Origin of the sequence: Methylorubrum populi (assembly GCF_002355515.1) — a bacterium.
GTDB classification, from domain to species: Bacteria; Pseudomonadota; Alphaproteobacteria; order Rhizobiales; family Beijerinckiaceae; genus Methylobacterium; species Methylobacterium populi_A.
In genome coordinates this window covers 3,404,753-3,424,368 of the sequence record NZ_AP014809.1, presented here as the reverse complement: position 1 = coordinate 3,424,368, position 19,616 = coordinate 3,404,753, and the positions used below count along the sequence as shown (strand labels likewise).

Genomic DNA, 19,616 nt, shown 5'->3' with positions numbered 1-19,616 from the left:
TCCTAGCCGCCGTGCGGTGACGAGGCCGTCGGCGCCTTCAGGAGGACGTCTCCATGAACAGCGAAGAACGCGACATCATCAACGGCATCTTCCAGCGCCTCGAGCAGGCCTCCGGACAGCCCAGGGACGCTGATGCCGAACGTTTCATCGCCGAGAAGCTGCGCAGCCAGCCCTATGCTCCCTACGCGATGGCTCAGCTGATCTACGTGCAGGAGGAGGCGATCAAGAGCCTCAACCAGCAGCTCGAGCAGGCCCGCACCCAGGCACAGTCCCAGCCCTCCGGCGGCGGCGGCTTCCTGTCGAGCATCTTCGGCGGCGGTCAGCGCTCCGAGCCGCAGCGTCCGGCCGGTCAGGCCTGGGGCCAGCAGGGCGGGTATGGTCAGCAGGGTGGCTACGGTGGTCCGCAGGGCGGGCCTCAGCCCGGCTACGGCCAGCAGCCGGGTTACGGCGGTCCTCCGCAGGGCGGACCCTGGGGCGGTCAGGCCCAGCAGCCGGCCCGCGGCGGCGGCTTCCTCGCCACGGCGCTTCCGATGGCGGCCGGTGCGGCGGGCGGCATGCTGCTCGGCAGCGCCCTCTCCAATGCCTTCGCGGGCGGACATTCCTCGCTCGGCAGCGCTCAGGCTGCGGGCCTGAGCGGCGGTGACGCGGGTGGCGGCATGTTCGGCGGCGGCGGCGACCAGGATCTCGGTTCGGCGCTCGGCGGCGGTGACGGCGGCTTCCAGGACGCCTCGTTCGGCGGTGGCGGCGACGATTTCGGCGGCGACCTCGGCGATGGCGGGGATGACGACTGGGCCTGATCGGGCCTGATCGAGTAGAGAAAAAGAGCCTGGTGCCGGTCCCCCGGCACCGGGCTTTCTCTTGGGTCGGATGGGTCAGATCACTTCGACGCGGGTCCCGACCGGCGTGCGCTCGTAGAGGTCGATCACGTCCTCGTTCATCATCCGGATGCAGCCCGAAGACACGTTCTGCCCGATCGTGTGCGGCTCGTTGGTGCCGTGGATGCGGTAGAGCGAGGTGCCGAGATACATCGCCCGGGCGCCGAGCGGGTTCTCCGGCCCGCCCACCATGTGCCGCGGCAGGTCGGGACGGCGGCGCAGCATCTCGGCGGGCGGCGTCCAGTCGGGCCATTCCCGCTTGGCGGTGATCGTCTTCGCGCCGGTCCAGACGAAGCCCGGGCGCCCGACGCCGATGCCGTATCGGATCGCCTGTCCGCCCGTCTGGATCAGGTAGAGATACTTCGCGTTGGTGTCGATCACGATCTGACCGGCCCGGCCGGGCCCGTCATAGGCGATGACCTGGCGAGCGTAGCGCGGGTCGATCGCCCTGGCGACGGCGCTCTCCTCGGCGGCCGGCCCGGTCGGCAGCGCCGCGAAACGCGCGCGCGGCTGCGGTGCAATGGCGGCTTGGCGCGGCTCGCCGAGCGCACCGTAGCCGTCGACGGCGGGGCGCCGGGTCGGGCCGTGCGCGTCGCCGGTCATCAGAAATTCGATGAAGCCGCCGCCGTAGCGGCCCGGCCCCGTCTGCGCCATGGCCGGCCCGCACGCTCCGGCAATGGCGAGCGCTGCCAGCGCCACGCTCCATTTCGCCCGCATCCCACACTCCCGCCCTGCACACGCGATGCGGAAAGCTTTTCGGTATTTGCCCTGCGGGCGATGAATGAACGTGGTGAATCACCCGCTCCGGCGGGCGGGCCCCCGCAAACCGCGAGTCGTCGTCAACGGGCGGTAAATGACTCCGATCGCCTGAAAACTTTCAGCAAATCGAAACCACTGCGCCGGATTGTGTCGGACGAGATCCGTCCCCGAAGGCCCGTCCGACCGATGATCACCAAGCGCTACCGCATCGAGGAAAGCCTGGGCTTGCCCGTTCCGGCGGCCGGCATCTCTGCGGCCGCTCCGGAGGCGCTGCCGAATCCGCGCCTCGAAGAGATCCTCACCGCGATCAACGACCTGCGCCGCATCACCCAGGCGAGCGCCGGCGAGACCATCGAGGCCTGCCGCCGCGAACTCGGCGAGGCATTCGCCATGCGCCACGAACTCGAAGTGATGAAGGAGGCGATCACCCGCACAAAGTCGGAGATCGCCAGCCTTCACCGCTCCGAGAGCACCGGCAAGGGCATGCGGCGCGTCGCGGGCGAGCTCGACGCGGTGGTCGAGTCGACCGAGCAGGCCACCTCGACGATTCTTGGCAGCATCGAGAAGATCGAAACCAATGCCAACATGATGCGCGGCATGCGGCTGACGAAGGCCGCGCAGGAGAATGTCGACGGCATTCTCGACCACGTCATCGCCGCCTACGAAGCCTGCAACTTCCAGGATCTCACCGGCCAGCGCATCAGCAAGATCGTCAGCGTGCTCAAGTTCGTCGAGGAGCATCTCGACCGCGTGATCGAGGCCTGGAGCAGCCTTGAGGGCTTCCGCGATCTGCTCGCCGTCGAGACCGCCGCGGTCGACGAGAACGACGAGAGCTCGCTTCTCAACGGGCCGAAGCTTCAGGACGATCCCGGCCACGTCGATCAGTCGGACATCGACGCCCTGTTCGATTAACGGCCCGCGGCGCCGCGGCTCTTCCAACCGGAATCGCCGCGGCCTACATCGGGGCCATGAACCGCGCGACCCGATCCGCCTTCGACGACGTCCCGCCCGACGGGTTCGACGAGGACGAGAACGAGGCGCCCTCCCTCGACGAGGCGCCCGAGATCGACTTCGATTTCGAGGCCGGGGCCGTCAAGGCCGGCACCGAGATCATCCGCCGCTTCTGGACGACCCTGCCGACCTCGCCGGGCGTCTACCGGATGTTCGACCACAAGGGCGACGTCCTCTACGTCGGCAAGGCCAAGAATTTGAAGGCCCGCGTCGGCTCCTATGCCCGCGGCCAGGCCCATTCCAACCGCATCGCCCGCATGATCGCGCAGACGGCGGCGATGGAATTCGTCACCACGGCGACCGAGACGGAAGCGCTGCTGCTGGAGGCCAACCTCATCAAGCAGTTGAAGCCGCGCTTCAACGTGCTGATGCGCGACGACAAGTCATTCCCCTACATCCTGCTGACCAGCGACGGGCCTGCGCCTCAGATCGTCAAGCACCGCGGCGCCCGCCGCCGCAAGGGCAACTATTACGGCCCCTTCGCCAATGTCTGGGCGGTCAACCGCACGGTCAACGCGCTCCAGCGCGCCTTCCTGATGCGGACTTGCTCCGACAGCTACTACGAGAACCGTACCCGGCCCTGCCTGCTCTACCAGATCAAGCGCTGCTCCGGCCCCTGCACCGGCGAGATCGCCCTGGAGGATTACAACGGGCTCGCCGACAGCGCCCGCGCCTTCCTCTCCGGCAAGTCCAACGCCGTGAAGGACCGGATGCGCGAGGAGATGGAGCGCGCCTCCGAGGCGCTGGAGTTCGAGCGCGCGGCGCGCTTCCGCGACCGGATCGCCGCGCTCTCAGCGATCCAGGGCACGCAAGGGGTGAACACGCAAGGGGTCGAGGAGGCCGACGTCTTCGCCCTCGACGAGCAGGCGGGTCAGTTCTGCATCGAGGTGTTCTTCTTCCGCAACTTCCAGAACTGGGGCAACCGCGCCTACTTCCCCAAGGCCGACCGCTCCATGAGCGCCGACGAGGTGCTCGCCTCGTTCATCTCGCAGTTCTACGACGACAAGCCCGCGCCGCGCCTCGTGCTGGTGAGTCACACGATCGAGGATGCCGAACTCGTGGCCGCGGCCCTGTCGAGCCGGGTCGAGCACCGGGTCGAGATCCATCGGCCGCAGCGGGGCGAGCGCAAGAACCTCGTCGATTACGCCCAGCGCAACGCCAAGGAGGCCCTGGGCCGCCGCCTCGCCGACACCGCCTCGCAGGGCAAGCTGCTGACCGCGCTGGGACAGGCTTTCGGCCTCGACAAGCCGCCGCGCCGCGTCGAGGTCTACGACAACTCGCACATCTCCGGTACGGCCGCCGTCGGCGGCATGATCGTCGCCGGCCCGACCGGTTTCATGAAGACGCATTACCGCACCTTCAACATCAAGTCGGAGGAGCTGACCCCCGGCGACGATTTCGGGATGATGCGCGAGGTGCTGACCCGCCGCTTCAAGCGGCTGGCCAAGGAGGCGCCGCGCACGCCGCGGGAGGCGGAGGTCGGTGAGCCGCAGGCCGCGGCGGAGTGCCAGGCCGTGCCGGCCGCGACCGAGACGGTGATCGATGATCCCGACGCCTTCCCGGCTTGGCCCGACCTCGTGCTGATCGATGGCGGCGCCGGGCAGCTCGAGGCCGCCCGCGCCTCGCTCGCCGAGATCGGCGTGATCGACGTGCCGCTCGTCGGCGTCGCCAAGGGGCGGGACCGGGATGCCGGCCGCGAGACCTTCTTCGTGCCCGGCCGGACCCCGTTCAAGCTGCCGCCGCGCGATCCCGTTCTCTACTTCGTGCAGCGCCTGCGCGACGAGGCGCACCGCTTCGCCATCGGCACCCACCGGGCCCGGCGCAAGCGCGAGATGACCAGGAACCCGCTGGACGAGATCGCCGGCATCGGCCCCACTCGCAAGCGCGCGCTGCTGCACCATTTCGGCACCGTGAAGGCCATCCAGCGGGCCGCCTTGGAGGATCTCGCCAAGGCGCCGGGCGTGAACGCCGCCACCGCGCGGGCGGTCTACGATTTCTTCCACGCCAACGCTTGAGCCGAGCCCGTGTCGACAGAGCCTGCGCCCGACGCGATCCCGACGCGGTTGACGCCCCACGCGGCCCGTGATTTCACCCCGGCGATGAACGCCGTCCTCCCCCGACGCCGGTCGCAGGCCTGGACGCTCGCGAACTGCCTCACCTACGGCCGCCTCGTCGCGGTGCCGGTCGTCGTCGTCCTGCTGTTCTGGCCCGACGAGATCGCCGCGCGCTGGGCCGCCTTCGGCGTGTTCGTGGTGGCCGCGATCACCGACTATCTCGACGGCTACGTGGCGCGGGCCTGGGCGCAGAGTTCCGCGCTCGGGCGGATGCTCGATCCGATCGCCGACAAGCTCCTCGTCGCGGCGCTCCTGCTGATGCTGGCTGCCGACCGCACCATCGCCGGCGTGTCGCTCTGGGCGGCCATCGTCATCCTCTGCCGCGAGGTGCTGGTCTCCGGCCTGCGCGAGTATCTGGCGGAACTGAAGGTCGGCCTGCCGGTCAGCCGGATCGCCAAGTGGAAGACGACGGTGCAGCTCGTCGCCCTCGGCGTGCTCGTGGCCGGCCCGGCCGGCGAGAGCGTCATTCCCGGCAGCCTCACGGCCGGGATCGTCCTGCTCTGGCTCGCCGCTGCCCTGACGCTCTATACCGGCTGGGACTACATGAGGGCCGGGATCCGGCACGTGATCGACGATCCGCGCTGACGCGTCCGTCCTTGCTTCGGCTGCGCCCCGCGAGGACGGCTATGGAAGTGAGTGTGTGATGAAGCTCGTCTATTTCGCCTGGGTGCGCGAGCGCGTCGGCAAGCCCGACGAGACCGTGAGCCTGCCCGAGGGTGTCGCCACCGTGGCCGACCTGATCGGCTGGCTGAAGACGCGCGGCGAGGAATACGCCTATGCCTTCGAGAACGAAGGCGTGGTGCGCACGGCGATCGACCGGGTCCACGCCAAGCCCGGCAGCGCCATCGCCGGGGCTCGGGAGATCGCGTTCTTCCCCCCGATGACGGGCGGCTGAAGCCTCAGCTCAGCGCCTCGCGAAACGCGCTGAGGTTCGCGCGCATCATCTCCAGATAGCCCGCGGCCGGGCCGCCCGGCGCGCTCAGCGCGTCGGAATAGATCCGGCCGCCGACCTTGGCGCCGCTCTCTCGGGCGATCTGTTGCATGAGCCGCGGGTCGGCGATCGATTCCACGAACACCGCGGGCACCTTGTCCCGGCGGATCTGGCGGATGATGCGGGCGACGTCCCGCGGACCGGCCTCGCTGTCCGTCGAGATGCCCTGCGGCGCCAGGAAGCGCATGCCGTAGGCGGCGCTGAAATAGCCGAAGGAATCGTGGGTGGTGATGATGCGCCGCCGCTCTTCCGGGATCGCGGCCAGAGCGGTGCGAATCTCCGCATCGAGCGCGTCGAGCTTCTGCGTGTAGGCGGCCGCGTTGGCAGCGTAGAGGTCGGCATGCGCCGGATCGGCGGCGCTGAGGCCGTCGCGGATATTGGCGACATAGAGCTTCACGTTCGCCACGTTCTGCCACGCATGCGGGTCTGCGTGGTCCCCCTCCCCGTGATCATGTCCATGGTCGTCGTGGTCATGGCTGCCGGCGATGGTCTTCACGCCCTTGGAGGCCACGACCACCGGCGCCTTGGTGCCGGACGCCTTGATCAGCCTCTCCAGCCAACCCTCGAAGCCGAGGCCGTTGACGACGACGAGGTCGGCCTCCGCCACCCGCCGGGCGTCGCCCGGCGCCGGGGAATAGCCGTGCGCGTCCGCATCCGGCCCGACGAGGCTCGTCACGGCGACCCGGTCGCCTCCGACCTGCGCCACGAGGTCGGCCAGGATCGAGAAGGTCGCGACCGCCTTCAGCCGCGCCTCCTGCGCCGCGGCAATCGTCGGCGCGAGGCCGGCGATCAGCAGAATCGCGGCCGCGAACCCGCGCCCCATGAACCGTCTCATCCCGAAACTCCTCCGTTCGGCCGCGGTAATAATGTAACATTATCACATCGCCAAGATGGTTATCCGAACATGGACAAGCTTTCATGTTGCAGACACACGCCGGAGACGACCGGACACACGCCAGAGACGAAACGGACGCATCGTCGCCGGATCGGGGCAGACGCCCCTGTCTGACGGAGATGTCCCATGATCAGGAAACGCGCGACGGGTCTCGCGATGGCGGGGCTGGCGCTGTTCGGCGCGGCCAGCATCGGCGCCGTGGCGGTCCATGCCGGCGAGCGCGGTGGGCCTTTCGCGGACGGACCGCACGGCCATCGGCACGGGCGCTGGTCGGCGCTCTCGGCCGAGGATCGGGCGGCCTTCGCCGATGCCCGCATCGCCGGTCTGCATGCCGGGCTGAAGCTGAACCCGGAGCAGGAGAAGCTCTGGCCACCGGTCGAGGCGGCCATGCGCGATCTCTTCAAGCAGCGGGCCGCCCAGCGCGAGGCCCGGCGCGAGCGCGGCCGGATGGTCGATGACGCGCCCGGTGCACTTCGCGCCATGGCCGACGCGGCGACCGCCCGGGGCGAGGCCCTGCGCAAGCTCGCCGATGCCAGCACGCCGCTCTTCGCGACGCTCGATGACGGCCAGAAGCGCCGCGCCATGCTCCTCGCCCGGCCGATGCGCCCGTTCGGTGGGCCGCACAAGGCCTGGCATCGCCACGGCCCCGGCGGACCGGGCGGTCGGGACGGCGGCGACGAGTAGCATCGGGTCCGCCGCTTGATCCGCGAGCCGCGCGGCGGCAAACACCGCGGGCCCCGGCGTTCCGGCCGGGGTCAGCACAGACACGGTACAACATGGCGCGCCGGCCGCTCCTGACGGGCGACACCCTCCCCCTGCTCGGGCGGCTCTGGCGCGAATGGCTCTCGCCCCACCGTGCGACGCTGGCGGTGGTGCTCGTGCTCATCACCATCGTTGGCGCGGCGACCGGGCTCTATCCCGCCCTGATCAAGGCTGCCTTCGATGCCTTCGATCACAAGGACATGGGAGCGCTGGCCTACGGGCCGCTCATCGTCATTGCCGTCACCTCGGCCCGCGGCTTCGCCCTGTTCGGCCAGACCGTGCTCACCAACCGGGTCGTCACCCGGGTCGAGGCCGACATGCAGGCCGCGCTCTACGCCCATCTGATCGATGCCGACCTCGCCCAGCTTGGCCGCGAGAGTCCGGCGGCCTTCACCCAGCGCTTCACCACCGATTTCGCCTTCATCAAGGAGGCGCTGACCCGCATCTCGACGGTTCTGCTGCGCGACGTCGCCATGCTGACCGCCCTGGTGATCGCGCTGATCTGGATGGATCCGCTGCTGACGCTCGCCGCCGCGGTCACGGCGCCGCTCGTGGCCGGCCCGGTCAACCGCATCGGCAAGCGGCTGCGGCAGGTCTCCACCACGACGCAGGAGCAGATGGGCGCGACCGCCAGCCTCATCACCGAGAGCCTGCAGGGCGCCCGCGTCGCCAAGACCTATGCCCTCGAAGGTTACCTCAAAGGTCGTGCCGCGGAGGCGCTGGACGAGGTGCGCCGGCTCAAGATGAAGGCGGCCAATGCCCGCGGCCGGCTCGACCCGCTGATGGAGATCGGCGGCGGCCTCGCGGTGGCCGGCGTGCTGGTGCTGGTCGGCCAGCGGGTGATGTCGGGCGACCGCACCGTCGGCGACTTCACCGGCTACGTCGCCGCCCTGCTGCTCGCCGCGCAGCCGGCGCGGGCGCTCGGCACCCTCAACGCGATCCTGCAGGAGGCGGCCGCCGCGCTCTCCCGCTACTTTGCCCTGATGGACGAGCCGCCGACGATCCGCGAGGCGCCCTCTGCCCGACCGCTGACGGTGACGCAGGGTGAGATCCGCTTCGAGGCCGTGCATTTCCGCTACCGCGCCGACGCGCCGGCGCTGGAGGGGGTCGACCTCGTGGTGCCGGCCGGCTCGACCACGGCGCTGGTCGGACGCTCGGGCTCGGGCAAATCGTCTCTGCTCAACCTCGTGCCGCGCCTTCAGGACGTGACGTCGGGCCGTGTCCTCATCGACGGTACCGACATCCGCGACGTCACGATCCCATCGCTGCGGGCGGCGATCGCGGTGGTGTCGCAGGAGGTCGTGCTGTTCGACGACACCGTTGCGGCCAATATCGGCTTCGGCCGCCCCGGCGCGTCGCAGGACGAGATCGAGGCGGCGGCGAAGGCCGCGGCGGCGCACGGCTTCATCTCGCGGCTGAGCGAGGGCTATTCCTTCCGGGTCGGGCCGGGCGGCGGGCGGCTCTCGGGGGGTGAGCGCCAGCGCATCTCCCTGGCCCGCGCCTTCCTCAAGAATGCGCCGATCCTGCTCCTCGACGAGGCGACCTCCGCCCTCGACTCGGAATCCGAACACCTCGTGCAGGAGGCGCTCGAACGGCTGATGCGGGGGCGCACCACGCTGGTCATCGCCCACCGCCTCTCGACCGTGCGCGAGGCCGACCGCATCGCCGTGCTCGAGGCGGGCCGGGTGATCGAACGCGGCCGGCACGATGAACTGGTCGCGGCGGGGGGCACCTATGCGCGACTGCACCGGCTGCAATTGTCCGACGACACCGGTGCCGCCAAGCCCGAGGCCGCCTCCGCCTAACGGTCCGGAGGCCGTGAGAACGTTCCCGGACTTCGCGCGTCTACGCTGAGCAGGAGGGCGAGGAATGGCGGCCGATCGGTTCGGGACGACGCGGGCGGGCGAAGCCGTCCTCCGACACACCCTCAGCCGTGACGACTTGCGGGTGCAGGTGATCGATTACGGCGCGGTCGTTACGGCTATCGAAGTGCCGGACCGGGAGGGCCGCCGCGCCAACGTCGTCCTCGCCCTCGACACCCTGAAGGGCTACGAGACCGTGAGCCCGCATTTCGGGGCGATCGCCGGCCGATACGCCAACCGTATCGCAAGGGGCCGCTTCACCCTCGACGGGACGACCTACGCGCTGCCGATCAACGAGCCGCCCAACACCATGCATGGTGGCCTCAAAGGCTTCGCCAAGCGTCTCTGGCAGGTGGCGGAGGTGGGCGAGACGCATCTCACGCTGAGGCGGCGCAGCCCCGATGGCGAGGAGGGCTTTCCGGGCACGCTCGACGTGGAGGTCGTCTACAGCCTGCCCGAACCCGGCACGTTGCGCATCGACTATCGTGCCGTAACGGACCGTCCGACCGTCCTGAACCTCACCAATCACAGCTACTTCAATCTCGCCGGCGAGGGCGCGGGCGACGTGATGGATCACGTCGTGCAGGTATTCTCGGATGCCTACGCGCCCACGGACGCGACCCAGATCCCGACGGGCATTCTCGCCCCGATCGCCGGCACGCCGTTCGACTTCCGCGAGCCCACGCCGCTCGGGGCGCGCATCCGGCAGGGCCACGAGCAGCTCGTCCTGGCCGGCGGCTACGATCACACCTTCGCCCTGCGCGGATCCGCCGGCATGCTGCGCCCGGCGGCTTCCTGCCTCTGCCCGGCGCGTGGGCGGCGGCTCGATGTTGCCACGACCCAGCCGGCCCTGCAGCTCTACAGCGGCAACAATCTCGACGGCTCGCTCGTCGGTCCCTCGGGGCACACCTACCGTTCCGGGGATGGTGTCTGCTTCGAGACGCAAGGCTTCCCCGACGCACCGAACCACCCGAACTTTCCAAGCACCGTCCTGCGGCCGGAGGAGACGTTCACGTCGAGCACCACCTTCCGCTTCTCGGTGATCTGAGGCGCGGGCACGGCCGCTTGACTTTCATCTCGTTTCGTCTGAAATTTCTGTCATGACAGAAATTTCAGACCAGTCGCAAAAGCTCGCCCCGGCAGTGGAGCGCTTCATTCTGCACTGGGGCGATCTCGGCGGACAGTGGGGCGTGAACCGCTCCGTCGCGCAGATCCACGCCCTGCTCTACCTCTCCGACAAGCCGCTCGCGGCGGAGGACATCGCCGGCACCCTCGGCATTGCCCGCTCCAACGTGTCGAACTCGCTGAAGGAGCTCGCGGCCTGGAACCTGATCCGGCGGGTGCCGGTGATGGGCGAGCGGCGCGACTTCTTCGTCGCCGAGACCGACCTGTGGGAGATGGTCACCCGCATCGCCGCCGGCCGCAAGGAGCGGGAGATCGACCCTGCCCTCAAGGCGCTGCGCGAATGCGTGGCCGAAGCCGAGGGGGACCCACGGGTCGGGGCCGTGGCGTCGCGGCGCCTCAAGGCGATGCTCGACTTCACCCAGACGCTCGACGGCTGGTACGCGCAGATGCTGAACGTGCCTCACAACACCCTGGCCAAGCTGATCCGACTCGGTGGCCGGATCGTCCGCTACCTGCCCGTGAAGTCCGAGACCTGACCTGCCACGCCCCGGCGGAATCGCCGCCCGGACGAATGGCATGGGAGGATGTTTGAGGAGGCTTCTCCATGCGCAATGCCGCGGAACGGGCTGCCCCGGCCCAAGCTCCGGTCCGCCCGGCCGAACTGTTCGACCTGCGCTTTCGCGCCCTCGTCCCGGAGGCGGATTGGGCGCGGCTGCCGCCGGCGGTGCGCCGTCGCTTCACCAAGCGGCTCGGCGCGGGCGAGAGTGCGGTCTATGCCGGCCGAGTCGTCGAGACGCATCTCACCGTGCTCGGCTGGCTGCTGGCACAGGGCCTGCGCCTCGTTGGTGCGCCGCTGCCCACCGCTCGCATCGCCAATGTTCCGAGCGTGGTCGCCGTCACCCAGGACCGCGGCGGCAGCGGACAGATCTGGACGCGGCTCTACGCCCGCAGCGCCGGCTTTCCCCAGGCGATCCACTCGGCCAAGCGTTTCCGGGGCCCGACCGGCCTCGAGGAGCGGGTCGGCGCCGGGCTCGGGATGAGCCTGCGGGTTCTGGTGGAGGATCGGGCGCTCGTCTTCCGCAGTGAGCGCTACTTCATCGACCTGCCGGGCTTCCGACTGATGCTGCCGCGCTGGCTCACGCCGGGGATCCTGACCGTCAGCCACTGCGCGACCGGCACCCGCAGTTTCCGCTTCGTGCTGGAAATCCGCCACGCTTGGCTCGGTCGTCTGCTGCGCCAAGAGGCGGAGTTCACTGATCAGGTCGAAGCGTGCGACGAGATCAGCGACGTCCCGGCCCCGTGAGGCTCAGACAACGAGGCGGGCGCCGGTCGGACGGTCGACGCCCCAGATCTTCTCGAGATTGTAGAAGCCGCGCACCTCGGGTCGGAAGATGTGGACGAGGATGTCGCCCGCATCGATCAGCACCCAGTCGCAGGCCGGCATACCCTCGACTCGGGCATTGCCGAATCCCTTCGCCTTCATCTCCTGAATGATCTTGTCGGCGATCGAGCCGACATGGCGCTGAGAGCGGCCGGATGCGATGATCATCGTGTCGGCGAGCGACGTCTTGCCCGCGAGGTCGATCTCGACGGTTTCCTCGGCCTTCATCTCGTCGAGGCATCCGAGGGCCAGGGCCTTCAGGGCGTCGGAGGAGGCGGTCTCGGTGTCGGAGCCGGCGGCTCCCGGCTGAAGGTGTGCGGACAGGGTCTCGGTTCCCGGCAATCGGTTTGTGGCGACGCCGCCACCGCCTGAAATTGGCGGCTTTCGTCCCGCTTTTCAAGCGGGCCGAACGCCCTAGGCACCCGTCCGCAACGCCGTCGAGGACAGTTCCGAGCGCGGACCGTGCAGGAAGGACCAAGCCGGCGGGCGCCGGGCCGCGAGCGTCACCGCCTCGGTCTCCGGAATCCGCGCCGAAGCGAAGGCCTGCGCCGCCCGTGCCGCCGGTGCCGCCAGGGTGTGACCGGGCCGGTCGATCACCGCGACCGGCATCAGCGTCAGGATCTCCTCGAAGCGGCGCCAGCGATGAAGCGAGCCGAGGGAATCTGCCCCCATGATCCACACGAAGCGCAGGGTCGGCCGGCGGCGGACGAGCCAGCGCAGGGTCTCGACGGTGTAGCGGCTGCCGATTTCCGCCTCGAAGCCGGTGACGGCGATGCGCGGGTCGGCAGCGAGCGCCCGCGCCTGCGCCACCCGCTCCTCCAGCGGCGCGAGCAGGCCACGGTCCTTCAGCGGGTTGCCGGGCGTGACGAGCCACCAGACCCGGTCGAGCCGCAGCCGCCGCAGGGCGGTGCGGCTGACATGCAGGTGACCCGCATGCGCCGGGTTGAACGAACCGCCGTAGAGGCCGATCCGCAGGCCGGGTGCGGCCGGCGGGAGTCCGAGTGCGCGCAGAGGAGCCGCCGTTAGCGCGTCAGGGCCGGGTCTGGCCGCTGCCGTGGACCCGGTACTTGAAGGTGGTGAGCTGCTCGACGCCGACCGGACCGCGGGCATGCATCCGGCCGGTGGCGATGCCGATCTCGGCGCCGAAGCCGAACTCGCCGCCGTCGGCGAACTGCGTCGAGGCGTTATGGGTCACGATTGCCGAATCGACCTCGTTGAGGAAGCGGGCGGCCGCCTCGGCGTCGTCGGTGATGATCGCGTCGGTGTGGTGCGAGCCGTTGGCCTCGATATGGGCGATGGCCGCGTCGAGCCCGTCGACCACCTTCGCCGAGATGATCGCGTCGAGATACTCGGTGCGCCAATCCGCTTCGTCGGCGGGCGTCACCCGCGGATCGACCCCTTGCGTCTCCGCGTCGCCGCGCACGGCGCAGCCGGATTCGAGCAGCGCCTCGACCAGCGGCTTGAGGTGGGTTTTGGCCACCGCCGCATCGACCAGCAGCGTCTCGGCGGCGCCGCAGATGCCGGTCCGGCGCATCTTGCTGTTGAGGAGCACCGTGCGGGCCATGCCGAGATCGGCGCCCTCGGCCACGTAGACATGGCAGATGCCGTCGAGATGGGCGAAGACCGGCACCTTGGCCTCGGCCTGGACCCGCTCGACGAGGCTGCGCCCGCCGCGGGGCACGATGACGTCGACGCAGCCGCCGAGGCCCGTCAGCATCAGCCCGACCGCCGCCCGGTCGCGGGTCGGCACGAGCTGGATCGCGTCCGCCGGCAGGCCGGTGCGGGCGAGACCCTCGCTCATCGCCGCGGCGATGGCGGTGGCGGTGCGGTGCGAATCCGAGCCCGCGCGCAGGATCGCGGCATTGCCGGCCTTGAGGCAGAGCGCGCCGGCATCCGCCGTCACATTGGGGCGGCTCTCGAAGATGACGCCGACGACGCCGAGCGGCACCGAGATGCGCTCGATCAGCAGACCGTTCGGCCGCTCGAAGGCGGCGAGCTGGCGTCCGACCGGATCGGGCAGGCCGGCGACCTTCTCCACCGCCTCGGCGATGGCCGCGACGCGGCCCTCGTCCAGGGTCAGCCGATCGATGATCGCCTTGGTCTGGCCCGCGGCCTGTGCCGCGGCAACGTCCCGCGCGTTCTCGCGCAGGATCGCCGGGGCGCTGGCGCGGATCTGCTCGGCGATGGCGCGCAGCGCCAGATCCTTGGTCTGCGCCGACGCGAGTGCCATCGCCCGGCCAGCGGCGCGCGCGCGCCGGCCGATCCCGGCCATCAGCGTTTCGAGGTCGTCGGCGTCCGCAAAATCGGACTTGAGGTTCAGGACAGGCACGTTCCCGCTTCCCGTCTGGCGCCGATCGAGCGGCGCGTTTGAGCATTTGAGTGCATATGCACCCTCCAGCGCCCCTTTGCACATCGCCCTGGGGTTGAACAAGCGTCGATGTTAACTTGTCTGACCCGAACGGGGCGCCTCAGGTTCCGATCATCGCGAGATCGTCGCGGTGGATCATCTCCGTGCGTCCGGCCTGAACCGACGCGGCGGCGATCTCGCGGCTGGAGCGGCCGATGATCGCGGCGGCGTCGGCACTGTCGTAGGCGACCAGGCCCCGGCCGAGGATGCGTCCCTCGGGGCCGCGGATCAGCACGGTATCACCCTTGGCGAAGCTGCCCTCGATGGCCACCACGCCCACCGGCAGCAGGCTCGCCCCGCCTTGGAGCGCACGGGCGGCGCCGGCATCGACGACGAGGGTGCCGGAGGCTTCCAGCGACCCGGCGATCCAGGTCTTGCGCGCGGCGGTCGGGGTCGAGCCCGACAGGAACCACGTGCAGCGCCCGCCCTCGCGCACAACGCGCAGCGGGTTCTTTCCGCGCCCATCGGCGATGACCATGTGGGTGCCGCCGCTCGCGGCAATCTTGGCGGCCTCGACCTTGGTGCGCATGCCGCCGCGGGACAGCTCCGAGGCGGGGCCGCCGGCCATCGCCTCGATCTCCGGTGTCACCCGCTCCACCACCGGAAGGTGGCGCGCCTGCGGATCGGTATGGGGCGGGGCGGTGTAGAGGCCGTCGATATCGGAGAACAGCACCAGGACGTCGGCGCCGATCATCGTGGCGACGCGCGCGGCCAGCCGGTCGTTGTCGCCGTAGCGGATCTCGGCGGTGGCGACCGTGTCGTTCTCGTTGACGACCGGCACCGCGCGCACCTCCAGCAGCTTCTGCACGGTGGCACGGGCATTGAGGTAGCGGCGGCGCTCCTCGGTGTCCTTCGGCGTCACCAGCACCTGACCTGCGACGATGTCGTGATGTCCGAGGGCCTCGGTCCAGTACCGGGCCAGCGCGATCTGTCCGACGGCCGCCGAGGCTTGGCTCTCCTCGAGGCGCAACGCGCCGGGAGGCAGTCCCAGCACCGTGCGCCCGAGGGCGATGGCACCGGAGGAGACGACCACCACATCGACGCCGCGGCCGTGCAGGTCGGCGATGTCCTCTGCGAGCGCGGCGAGCCACGCGTGGCGCAGGCGCCCGCGCGCACGATCGACGAGGAGGGCCGAGCCCACCTTGACGACGACGCGGCGGAAATCTTCGAGAGCGGGAGGACGGACCTGGGTCATGCGACAGTCGTGACGGGAGCGCGGCGGACAGGAAGACGAAGCCGCCTCCTGTGCATGAACCGTCCGTCCTTGGCCAGCACCTCGGCGCGTGCGGGGCACCGCCCCGCCTCCGAGGCATGCAATCTGCGCGTGCCGGCCTCGCAACTGGATCAAGCGCGATGAACGGCGGTTCCGCTCTTATCGCCCGCATTTGATTGGCGTTCCCGAAAAATCGTGCGCATGCACGAACGGGCCGCCTCGCGGCGGACTCGGATCTCCTGGGGTGCCAAGTTGTCCGACCGTGCCCTCCTCGGTCGCAGCGTCCTGATCGCCGAGGACGACTACTTCTGGGCCGACGAGCTTCGATGCGGCGCGCGCAGCGCCGGAGCGAATGTCCTCGGCCCCTTCGCGACGGTCGGGGACGCCTTGAAGCTCGTGGAATCGGCGGCGGTCGTGGACGGCGCGATCCTCAACATCGATCTCAGGGGCGAGCACGCCTATGCCGTCGCCGACCGGCTGATCGAGCAGGCTGTGCCCGTCCTGATCGTGACCGGATACGACGAGGCCGCACTGCCCGTTCGTTACGCGGGCGTGCGACGGCTCGAGAAGCCGGTCGGCATCGAGGCGGTGATAATGGCGATGCGCTCGCTTCTGACTCGTTCTTGACCGGCCGGCGTCAGGCGATGATGGCGGGTCGCGCGATCAGTGCATCTCGCGCAGGAGCCGCTCCGCAACGACCTTGACCGGCGGACGGCGGCTGATCAGCACCGCGAAGCGCGACTGCTCCGGATCCGACTCCACCTGGGTGCGCGCCCAGGCGACGAGGAACTTGAGATACTCGGCCCCGAGAAGGCGCGTGACCGCCGGGTCCGCCCACCAGCGTCCGACATCGAGGCCGTCGGCGACGACCGGGTAGGGAATCAGCGTCTCGCCGTCGCGAAGGGCGTGCCGCAGCTCCACGAGCGTGCGAGGCATGTGGTAGCTCGACGTCACGACCGCGACGGTCTCGAAGCGGTGGCGCCGCATCCAGCGCCGGGTCTCGATGGCGTTGCCGATGGTGTTGCGCGCCCGGTAATCGAGATCGACGCAGCAGGTGATCCACTGCTCCTGGGCCGGGTTGAGACGAACGATCTCGTCGCGGGTCGTGCGCTCGTTGACCCCGGAGATCAGGAGCCGCCGGCCGTGGCCGGCCGCGAGGAGATCGATGGCGTCGCCGACCCGCTGCGAGCCTCCGGTCATGGCGACGATGCCGTCGACGCCGTCCAGGCTCGGCCGCTCGGCCTGCTCGACCACCGCGACGAAGGCGAGGAACCCGCCCGCCAGCGCCAGCAGGCCGAGAACCGCGAGGCCGACGACAGCCTGGAACAGACGCAGGCCGCGGGTGGGACGCGCGCGTTCGTCAGTCATCCGGGCGGCAAAGGTCGGCGTCGCTCCACGGTCCGACATCACGGCCCAGGGCCATCCGAGCGCCTCGTATGCGGGATCGCAGGAGGAGCGGATCGGGAGCCGGCCGGGGCCGGCCGCCTGTCGGCGTGGCGCTCGCGGAAACATCTCGGACGGAACTGGGGCTCATGACGGTGTCGTAGCCGGGACTCTCGGTTCCGAATGGTTGTCGAAAGGTTAACAGGTTCACGCCAACCGAACCCTATCGGAGGAAGCGGCGCACCGTGAACCGCGACACGGCCGCGGTGACGAGGGAGGCGATCACGCCGATCAGCACGATGATCGCGTAACCCTGCCAGCCGATCTGGAAGGTGCCGAACAGTGCCTCGATCTCCTCGCCAGCCGGCCCCGAGCGCCACATCCGGGCCGCGAGGCCGGCGAGGGCGCAGGTCACCAGCGCGGCGCCCGCACCGAGCACCCCGCCCCTCAAGCCCAAGCGGAAGAAGCGGCTCTGGAACGCCTTGGCGATGTAGTCGTCGTCGGCGCCCACGAAATGCAGCACCTCCACCACCTCCCGGTTGCCCGCCATGGCGCCGCGGGTCGCGAAGACCACGGCCAGACCGGTGGCGAACAGCACCAGAAGGACGACGCCGATACCGATGCCGGCGAAGGTGTTGGCCATGGTCGAGAGACGCTGGAGCCACAGGGCATGATCGTCGAGGCTCGCCACCCCCGGCAGCGCCGTGGTGAGCGCGCTGCGCAGGGCGGGAAGGTCGGCGGGGCGATCGCCCGCGAGCGTCAGCGCGATCAGGCGCGGAACCGGCAGATCCGACAGGTCGAGGCCGCTCCCGAGCCAGGGCTCCAGCAGCCGCTCGGATTCCGCCTTCGAGAAGATGCGCGCACCGGCGATACCGGGGGCGGCCCGCGCGAGGCTTTCCGCCTGCCGCACGTCCGCCTCGATGTCGCGCCCGGCGCTCGGACGGACCTGCACCGTGACTTCCTGCGCGACGCTGCCCTGCCACTGGCCGGCGCTCGAAACGGCGATTTCCGCGGCGCCGGCGCAGAGGGCGGCGAGGAACGTGAGGATGGCGATGACCGCCGCCAGCGCCCGGCTCGCGGCGGAGTCGGTGGGCACCAGGGGTGCGTTGCGGCGCAGATTGGCCGGAAGCGCCGGCTCGGGGGGCGACGCCGTCCGGGCCGGGCCCGCGTCGTTGCGGGCGTGAGCGCGTACCTCGCTCATGGCCCCTCCACCCGCAGGCGGCCCTCGGCCAGCACCATGCGGCGCGCCTCGACGAGATCCATCAATCCGTAATCGTGGGTGGCGATCACCACTGAGGTGCCGAGCCGGTTCAACTCCATGAACAGCCGCAGCAGGCGCCGGGCGAGGCTCGGATCGACGTTGCCGGTGGGCTCGTCGGCCAGAAGCAGCTCCGGCCGTGCGATCAGCGCCCGCGCGATCGCCGCGCGCTGCTTCTCGCCGCCCGACAGCAGCGGCGGCAGGACGTGCATTCGCTCACCCAGGCCGACCCAGCGCAGCAGCTCGACGACCTCCGCCCGGTAGCTCGCCTCCGCCCGCTCCTGGACCCGCAGGGGCAGCGCCACGTTCTCGTAGGTGGTGAGATGATCGAGCAGGCGGAAATCCTGGAACACCACGCCCATGCGGCGGCGCAAGCCCGTGAGCGCGTCGTTCGAGATGCCGCTCACCTCCTTGCCGAAGATTGAGACGAGGCCGCGGGTCGGACGCACCGAAAGCAGGATCAGGCGCAGCAGCGTGGTTTTGCCAGCGCCCGAGGGCCCGGTGAGGAACTGGAACGAGTGCGGCGCGATCTCGAAGCTGACATCCGATAGCACCTCCGGCCCGAGGCCGTAGCGCATGCCGACGCTCTCGAACCGGACGACGGGCTCCTCCGCGCCGGACAGGAGGCTGCCCGTTTTCATCCCAGCCGACAAGGCCCGCTCACTCCACGCTTTGCGCCCGACACAGGATCCCTGTGCCGTACTCGACTTCACGTCCGGTTAACCACACTCGGGGACAACGTTTGTGTCCTTTTCGTGCGCGCGGCAACCCGCTGCCGGGACCTGAAACCGACGCGGCCCCCATCGCCATGCTGATCGTCTGCCCGGCCTGCGCCAGCGAGTATCGCATCGATGCCGAACGCGTCGGTACCAGCGGCCGCTCGGTGCGCTGCGCGGCCTGTCGCGAGACGTGGTTCATCTCGGCCGACGAGGTCGTCGCCGCGATGTTCGACGAGATGTCGGTGGAGGAAGAATCCGTTCCTCCTCCCCCGCCAATGCCGGAACCGGCGGGTGCCGGCGAGGCCGACGCGCCCGTTGACGGCTCCGCGCGGCGCTCCCGTCCGGCGGCTGCGAAGGAGGGCCGGCGCGGCAAGCCGAAGCCCAAGGCCGGGCGGCTCTCGCCGGCGCTCGCCGCCAGCCTCTTCCTCGCTGCCGCCCTGCCACTCGTGCTTCTCGGCCGGGCCAGCGTCGTGCGGGCGATGCCGCAGACCGCCGGGCTGTTCGCGCGCGTCGGCCTTCCGGTGAATCTGCGCGGCATCGATCTGGCCGACGTCGCCGCCTTCCAGGTGCCGGCCGAGGGGAGCAACCCCGCGCGGCTCGTCGTCGAAGGCGATCTCGTTGCCGTCGCCCGAGAGCGCGTCGTCGTACCGCCGATCGAAGTCGAGGTGCGCGACGCCGAGGGACAGCCGCTCTACCGCTGGAGTGTAGCGGGTCCGCGCTCCGCACTGGAGCCCGGCGAGCGGGCGCGATTCAAGGCGAGCCTGTCGGCTCCGCCCGAGAAGGGGCGGCAGATCGAGGTACGCTTCTCGGACGCTGCCCCCGCGGAAACGGGCGGCGGCGAGAGCCGCTGAGGGCTATCGG

At 70.2% G+C, this 19,616-nt stretch carries 21 protein-coding genes; 12 read left to right on the top strand and 9 right to left on the bottom strand.

Annotated features, from left to right (window positions below; translation table 11 throughout):
* The first annotated feature begins 53 nt into the window (after positions 1 to 53).
* Complete coding sequence (locus tag MPPM_RS15720; RefSeq protein ID WP_096485844.1) at positions 54 to 797, top strand: DUF2076 domain-containing protein; 744 nt, start codon at positions 54 to 56, stop codon at positions 795 to 797.
* 75 nt (positions 798 to 872) lie between these two features.
* Here MPPM_RS15720 and MPPM_RS15715 read toward each other — a convergent pair whose 3' ends face one another.
* The gene (locus tag MPPM_RS15715; RefSeq protein ID WP_096485843.1) at positions 873 to 1,592 is read right to left on the bottom strand and encodes a L,D-transpeptidase; all 720 of its coding nucleotides are present in this window, start codon (positions 1,590 to 1,592) and stop codon (positions 873 to 875) included.
* Between the two features lie 228 nt (positions 1,593 to 1,820).
* On the opposite strand from MPPM_RS15715, the gene MPPM_RS15710 reads away from it, so the two are divergent.
* The 4 genes from MPPM_RS15710 (at position 1,821) to moaD (ending at position 5,654) form a co-directional block, all read left to right on the top strand.
* The gene (locus MPPM_RS15710) at positions 1,821 to 2,546 is read left to right on the top strand and encodes a protein phosphatase CheZ (RefSeq protein ID WP_096485842.1); all 726 of its coding nucleotides are present in this window, start codon (positions 1,821 to 1,823) and stop codon (positions 2,544 to 2,546) included.
* A 56-nt stretch (positions 2,547 to 2,602) separates the two neighbouring features.
* A complete protein-coding gene (uvrC, locus tag MPPM_RS15705; protein WP_096485841.1) occupies positions 2,603 to 4,660 on the top strand; it encodes an excinuclease ABC subunit UvrC in 2,058 nt (685 codons plus the stop codon).
* An 84-nt stretch (positions 4,661 to 4,744) separates the two neighbouring features.
* The gene (pgsA, locus tag MPPM_RS15700) at positions 4,745 to 5,344 is read left to right on the top strand and encodes a CDP-diacylglycerol--glycerol-3-phosphate 3-phosphatidyltransferase (protein WP_096487880.1); all 600 of its coding nucleotides are present in this window, start codon (positions 4,745 to 4,747) and stop codon (positions 5,342 to 5,344) included.
* 58 nt (positions 5,345 to 5,402) lie between these two features.
* Positions 5,403 to 5,654 carry a molybdopterin converting factor subunit 1 gene (gene moaD / locus MPPM_RS15695; protein WP_096485840.1) on the top strand — a complete coding sequence of 84 codons (252 nt, stop codon included), beginning with the start codon at positions 5,403 to 5,405 and terminating at the stop codon, positions 5,652 to 5,654.
* Between the two features lie 4 nt (positions 5,655 to 5,658).
* On the opposite strand, the gene MPPM_RS15690 is transcribed toward moaD, so the two are convergent.
* Positions 5,659 to 6,585, bottom strand: coding sequence for a metal ABC transporter substrate-binding protein (locus MPPM_RS15690; RefSeq protein ID WP_096485839.1), 927 nt, complete (start codon positions 6,583 to 6,585; stop codon positions 5,659 to 5,661).
* Between the two features lie 186 nt (positions 6,586 to 6,771).
* Between MPPM_RS15690 and MPPM_RS15685 the strand changes: the two genes are divergently transcribed.
* From MPPM_RS15685 to MPPM_RS15665, 5 genes are all read left to right on the top strand, one after another.
* Positions 6,772 to 7,329 (top strand): Spy/CpxP family protein refolding chaperone, encoded by a 558-nt coding sequence (locus tag MPPM_RS15685; RefSeq protein ID WP_244573324.1) that lies wholly within the window; start codon positions 6,772 to 6,774, stop codon positions 7,327 to 7,329.
* Positions 7,330 to 7,421: 92 nt separating this feature from the next.
* Positions 7,422 to 9,212: an ABC transporter ATP-binding protein gene (locus tag MPPM_RS15680; protein WP_096485837.1), complete on the top strand. Its 1,791-nt coding sequence runs from the start codon at positions 7,422 to 7,424 to the stop codon at positions 9,210 to 9,212.
* 64 nt (positions 9,213 to 9,276) lie between these two features.
* Complete coding sequence (locus MPPM_RS15675) at positions 9,277 to 10,317, top strand: aldose epimerase family protein (RefSeq protein ID WP_096485836.1); 1,041 nt, start codon at positions 9,277 to 9,279, stop codon at positions 10,315 to 10,317.
* Between the two features lie 52 nt (positions 10,318 to 10,369).
* Positions 10,370 to 10,930 carry a GbsR/MarR family transcriptional regulator gene (locus tag MPPM_RS15670; protein ID WP_096485835.1) on the top strand — a complete coding sequence of 187 codons (561 nt, stop codon included), beginning with the start codon at positions 10,370 to 10,372 and terminating at the stop codon, positions 10,928 to 10,930.
* A gap of 68 nt (positions 10,931 to 10,998) precedes the next feature.
* Positions 10,999 to 11,697, top strand: a complete 699-nt coding sequence (locus MPPM_RS15665) for a DUF4166 domain-containing protein (RefSeq protein WP_096485834.1) — start codon at positions 10,999 to 11,001, stop codon at positions 11,695 to 11,697.
* Between the two features lie 3 nt (positions 11,698 to 11,700).
* Here the strand turns inward: MPPM_RS15665 and rsfS are convergent, their stop codons facing one another.
* The 4 genes from rsfS to proB form a co-directional block, all read right to left on the bottom strand.
* A complete protein-coding gene (rsfS, locus tag MPPM_RS15660; RefSeq protein ID WP_432419819.1) occupies positions 11,701 to 12,117 on the bottom strand; it encodes a ribosome silencing factor in 417 nt (138 codons plus the stop codon).
* Positions 12,118 to 12,189: 72 nt separating this feature from the next.
* Positions 12,190 to 12,750 carry a nicotinate-nucleotide adenylyltransferase gene (locus MPPM_RS15655; protein WP_096487878.1) on the bottom strand — a complete coding sequence of 187 codons (561 nt, stop codon included), beginning with the start codon at positions 12,748 to 12,750 and terminating at the stop codon, positions 12,190 to 12,192.
* Positions 12,751 to 12,805: 55 nt separating this feature from the next.
* On the bottom strand, positions 12,806 to 14,104 hold the full coding sequence (locus MPPM_RS15650) for a glutamate-5-semialdehyde dehydrogenase (RefSeq protein WP_096485833.1): 1,299 nt from the start codon (positions 14,102 to 14,104) through the stop codon (positions 12,806 to 12,808).
* A gap of 139 nt (positions 14,105 to 14,243) precedes the next feature.
* Positions 14,244 to 15,377 (bottom strand): glutamate 5-kinase, encoded by a 1,134-nt coding sequence (proB, locus tag MPPM_RS15645; protein WP_096485832.1) that lies wholly within the window; start codon positions 15,375 to 15,377, stop codon positions 14,244 to 14,246.
* 270 nt (positions 15,378 to 15,647) lie between these two features.
* Between proB and MPPM_RS15640 the strand changes: the two genes are divergently transcribed.
* Positions 15,648 to 16,022, top strand: coding sequence for a response regulator (locus MPPM_RS15640; protein WP_096487877.1), 375 nt, complete (start codon positions 15,648 to 15,650; stop codon positions 16,020 to 16,022).
* Between the two features lie 36 nt (positions 16,023 to 16,058).
* Here the strand turns inward: MPPM_RS15640 and MPPM_RS15635 are convergent, their stop codons facing one another.
* The 3 genes from MPPM_RS15635 to ftsE form a co-directional block, all read right to left on the bottom strand.
* Positions 16,059 to 16,763, bottom strand: coding sequence for a YdcF family protein (locus tag MPPM_RS15635; RefSeq protein ID WP_096487876.1), 705 nt, complete (start codon positions 16,761 to 16,763; stop codon positions 16,059 to 16,061).
* Between the two features lie 238 nt (positions 16,764 to 17,001).
* Entirely contained in the window at positions 17,002 to 17,979 is a 978-nt protein-coding gene (locus MPPM_RS15630; protein WP_096485831.1) for a cell division protein FtsX, read from the bottom strand.
* Positions 17,976 to 18,677 (bottom strand): cell division ATP-binding protein FtsE, encoded by a 702-nt coding sequence (ftsE, locus tag MPPM_RS15625; RefSeq protein ID WP_017486121.1) that lies wholly within the window; start codon positions 18,675 to 18,677, stop codon positions 17,976 to 17,978. The genes MPPM_RS15630 and ftsE overlap by 4 nt, the downstream gene beginning before the upstream one ends.
* Before the next feature lie 167 nt (positions 18,678 to 18,844).
* Here ftsE and MPPM_RS15620 point away from each other — a divergent pair, with 167 nt between their 5' ends.
* Positions 18,845 to 19,606, top strand: coding sequence for a zinc-ribbon domain-containing protein (locus MPPM_RS15620; RefSeq protein ID WP_096485830.1), 762 nt, complete (start codon positions 18,845 to 18,847; stop codon positions 19,604 to 19,606).
* Positions 19,607 to 19,616 lie beyond the last annotated feature (10 nt).

Excerpts from the sequence above, each read along its gene's own strand:
- MPPM_RS15720 (WP_096485844.1), top strand. The coding sequence starts at position 54 with ATGAACAGCGAAGAACGCGACATCATCAACGGCATCTTCCAGCGCCTC.
- MPPM_RS15715 (WP_096485843.1), bottom strand. The coding sequence starts at position 1,592 with ATGCGGGCGAAATGGAGCGTGGCGCTGGCAGCGCTCGCCATTGCCGGA.
- MPPM_RS15710 (WP_096485842.1), top strand. The coding sequence starts at position 1,821 with ATGATCACCAAGCGCTACCGCATCGAGGAAAGCCTGGGCTTGCCCGTT.
- uvrC (WP_096485841.1), top strand. The coding sequence starts at position 2,603 with ATGAACCGCGCGACCCGATCCGCCTTCGACGACGTCCCGCCCGACGGG.
- pgsA (WP_096487880.1), top strand. The coding sequence starts at position 4,745 with ATGAACGCCGTCCTCCCCCGACGCCGGTCGCAGGCCTGGACGCTCGCG.
- moaD (WP_096485840.1), top strand. The coding sequence starts at position 5,403 with ATGAAGCTCGTCTATTTCGCCTGGGTGCGCGAGCGCGTCGGCAAGCCC.
- MPPM_RS15690 (WP_096485839.1), bottom strand. The coding sequence starts at position 6,585 with ATGAGACGGTTCATGGGGCGCGGGTTCGCGGCCGCGATTCTGCTGATC.
- MPPM_RS15685 (WP_244573324.1), top strand. The coding sequence starts at position 6,772 with ATGATCAGGAAACGCGCGACGGGTCTCGCGATGGCGGGGCTGGCGCTG.
- MPPM_RS15680 (WP_096485837.1), top strand. The coding sequence starts at position 7,422 with ATGGCGCGCCGGCCGCTCCTGACGGGCGACACCCTCCCCCTGCTCGGG.
- MPPM_RS15675 (WP_096485836.1), top strand. The coding sequence starts at position 9,277 with ATGGCGGCCGATCGGTTCGGGACGACGCGGGCGGGCGAAGCCGTCCTC.
- MPPM_RS15670 (WP_096485835.1), top strand. The coding sequence starts at position 10,370 with ATGACAGAAATTTCAGACCAGTCGCAAAAGCTCGCCCCGGCAGTGGAG.
- MPPM_RS15665 (WP_096485834.1), top strand. The coding sequence starts at position 10,999 with ATGCGCAATGCCGCGGAACGGGCTGCCCCGGCCCAAGCTCCGGTCCGC.
- proB (WP_096485832.1), bottom strand. The coding sequence starts at position 15,377 with ATGACCCAGGTCCGTCCTCCCGCTCTCGAAGATTTCCGCCGCGTCGTC.
- MPPM_RS15635 (WP_096487876.1), bottom strand. The coding sequence starts at position 16,763 with ATGACTGACGAACGCGCGCGTCCCACCCGCGGCCTGCGTCTGTTCCAG.
- MPPM_RS15630 (WP_096485831.1), bottom strand. The coding sequence starts at position 17,979 with ATGAGCGAGGTACGCGCTCACGCCCGCAACGACGCGGGCCCGGCCCGG.
- ftsE (WP_017486121.1), bottom strand. The coding sequence starts at position 18,677 with ATGAAAACGGGCAGCCTCCTGTCCGGCGCGGAGGAGCCCGTCGTCCGG.
- MPPM_RS15620 (WP_096485830.1), top strand. The coding sequence starts at position 18,845 with ATGCTGATCGTCTGCCCGGCCTGCGCCAGCGAGTATCGCATCGATGCC.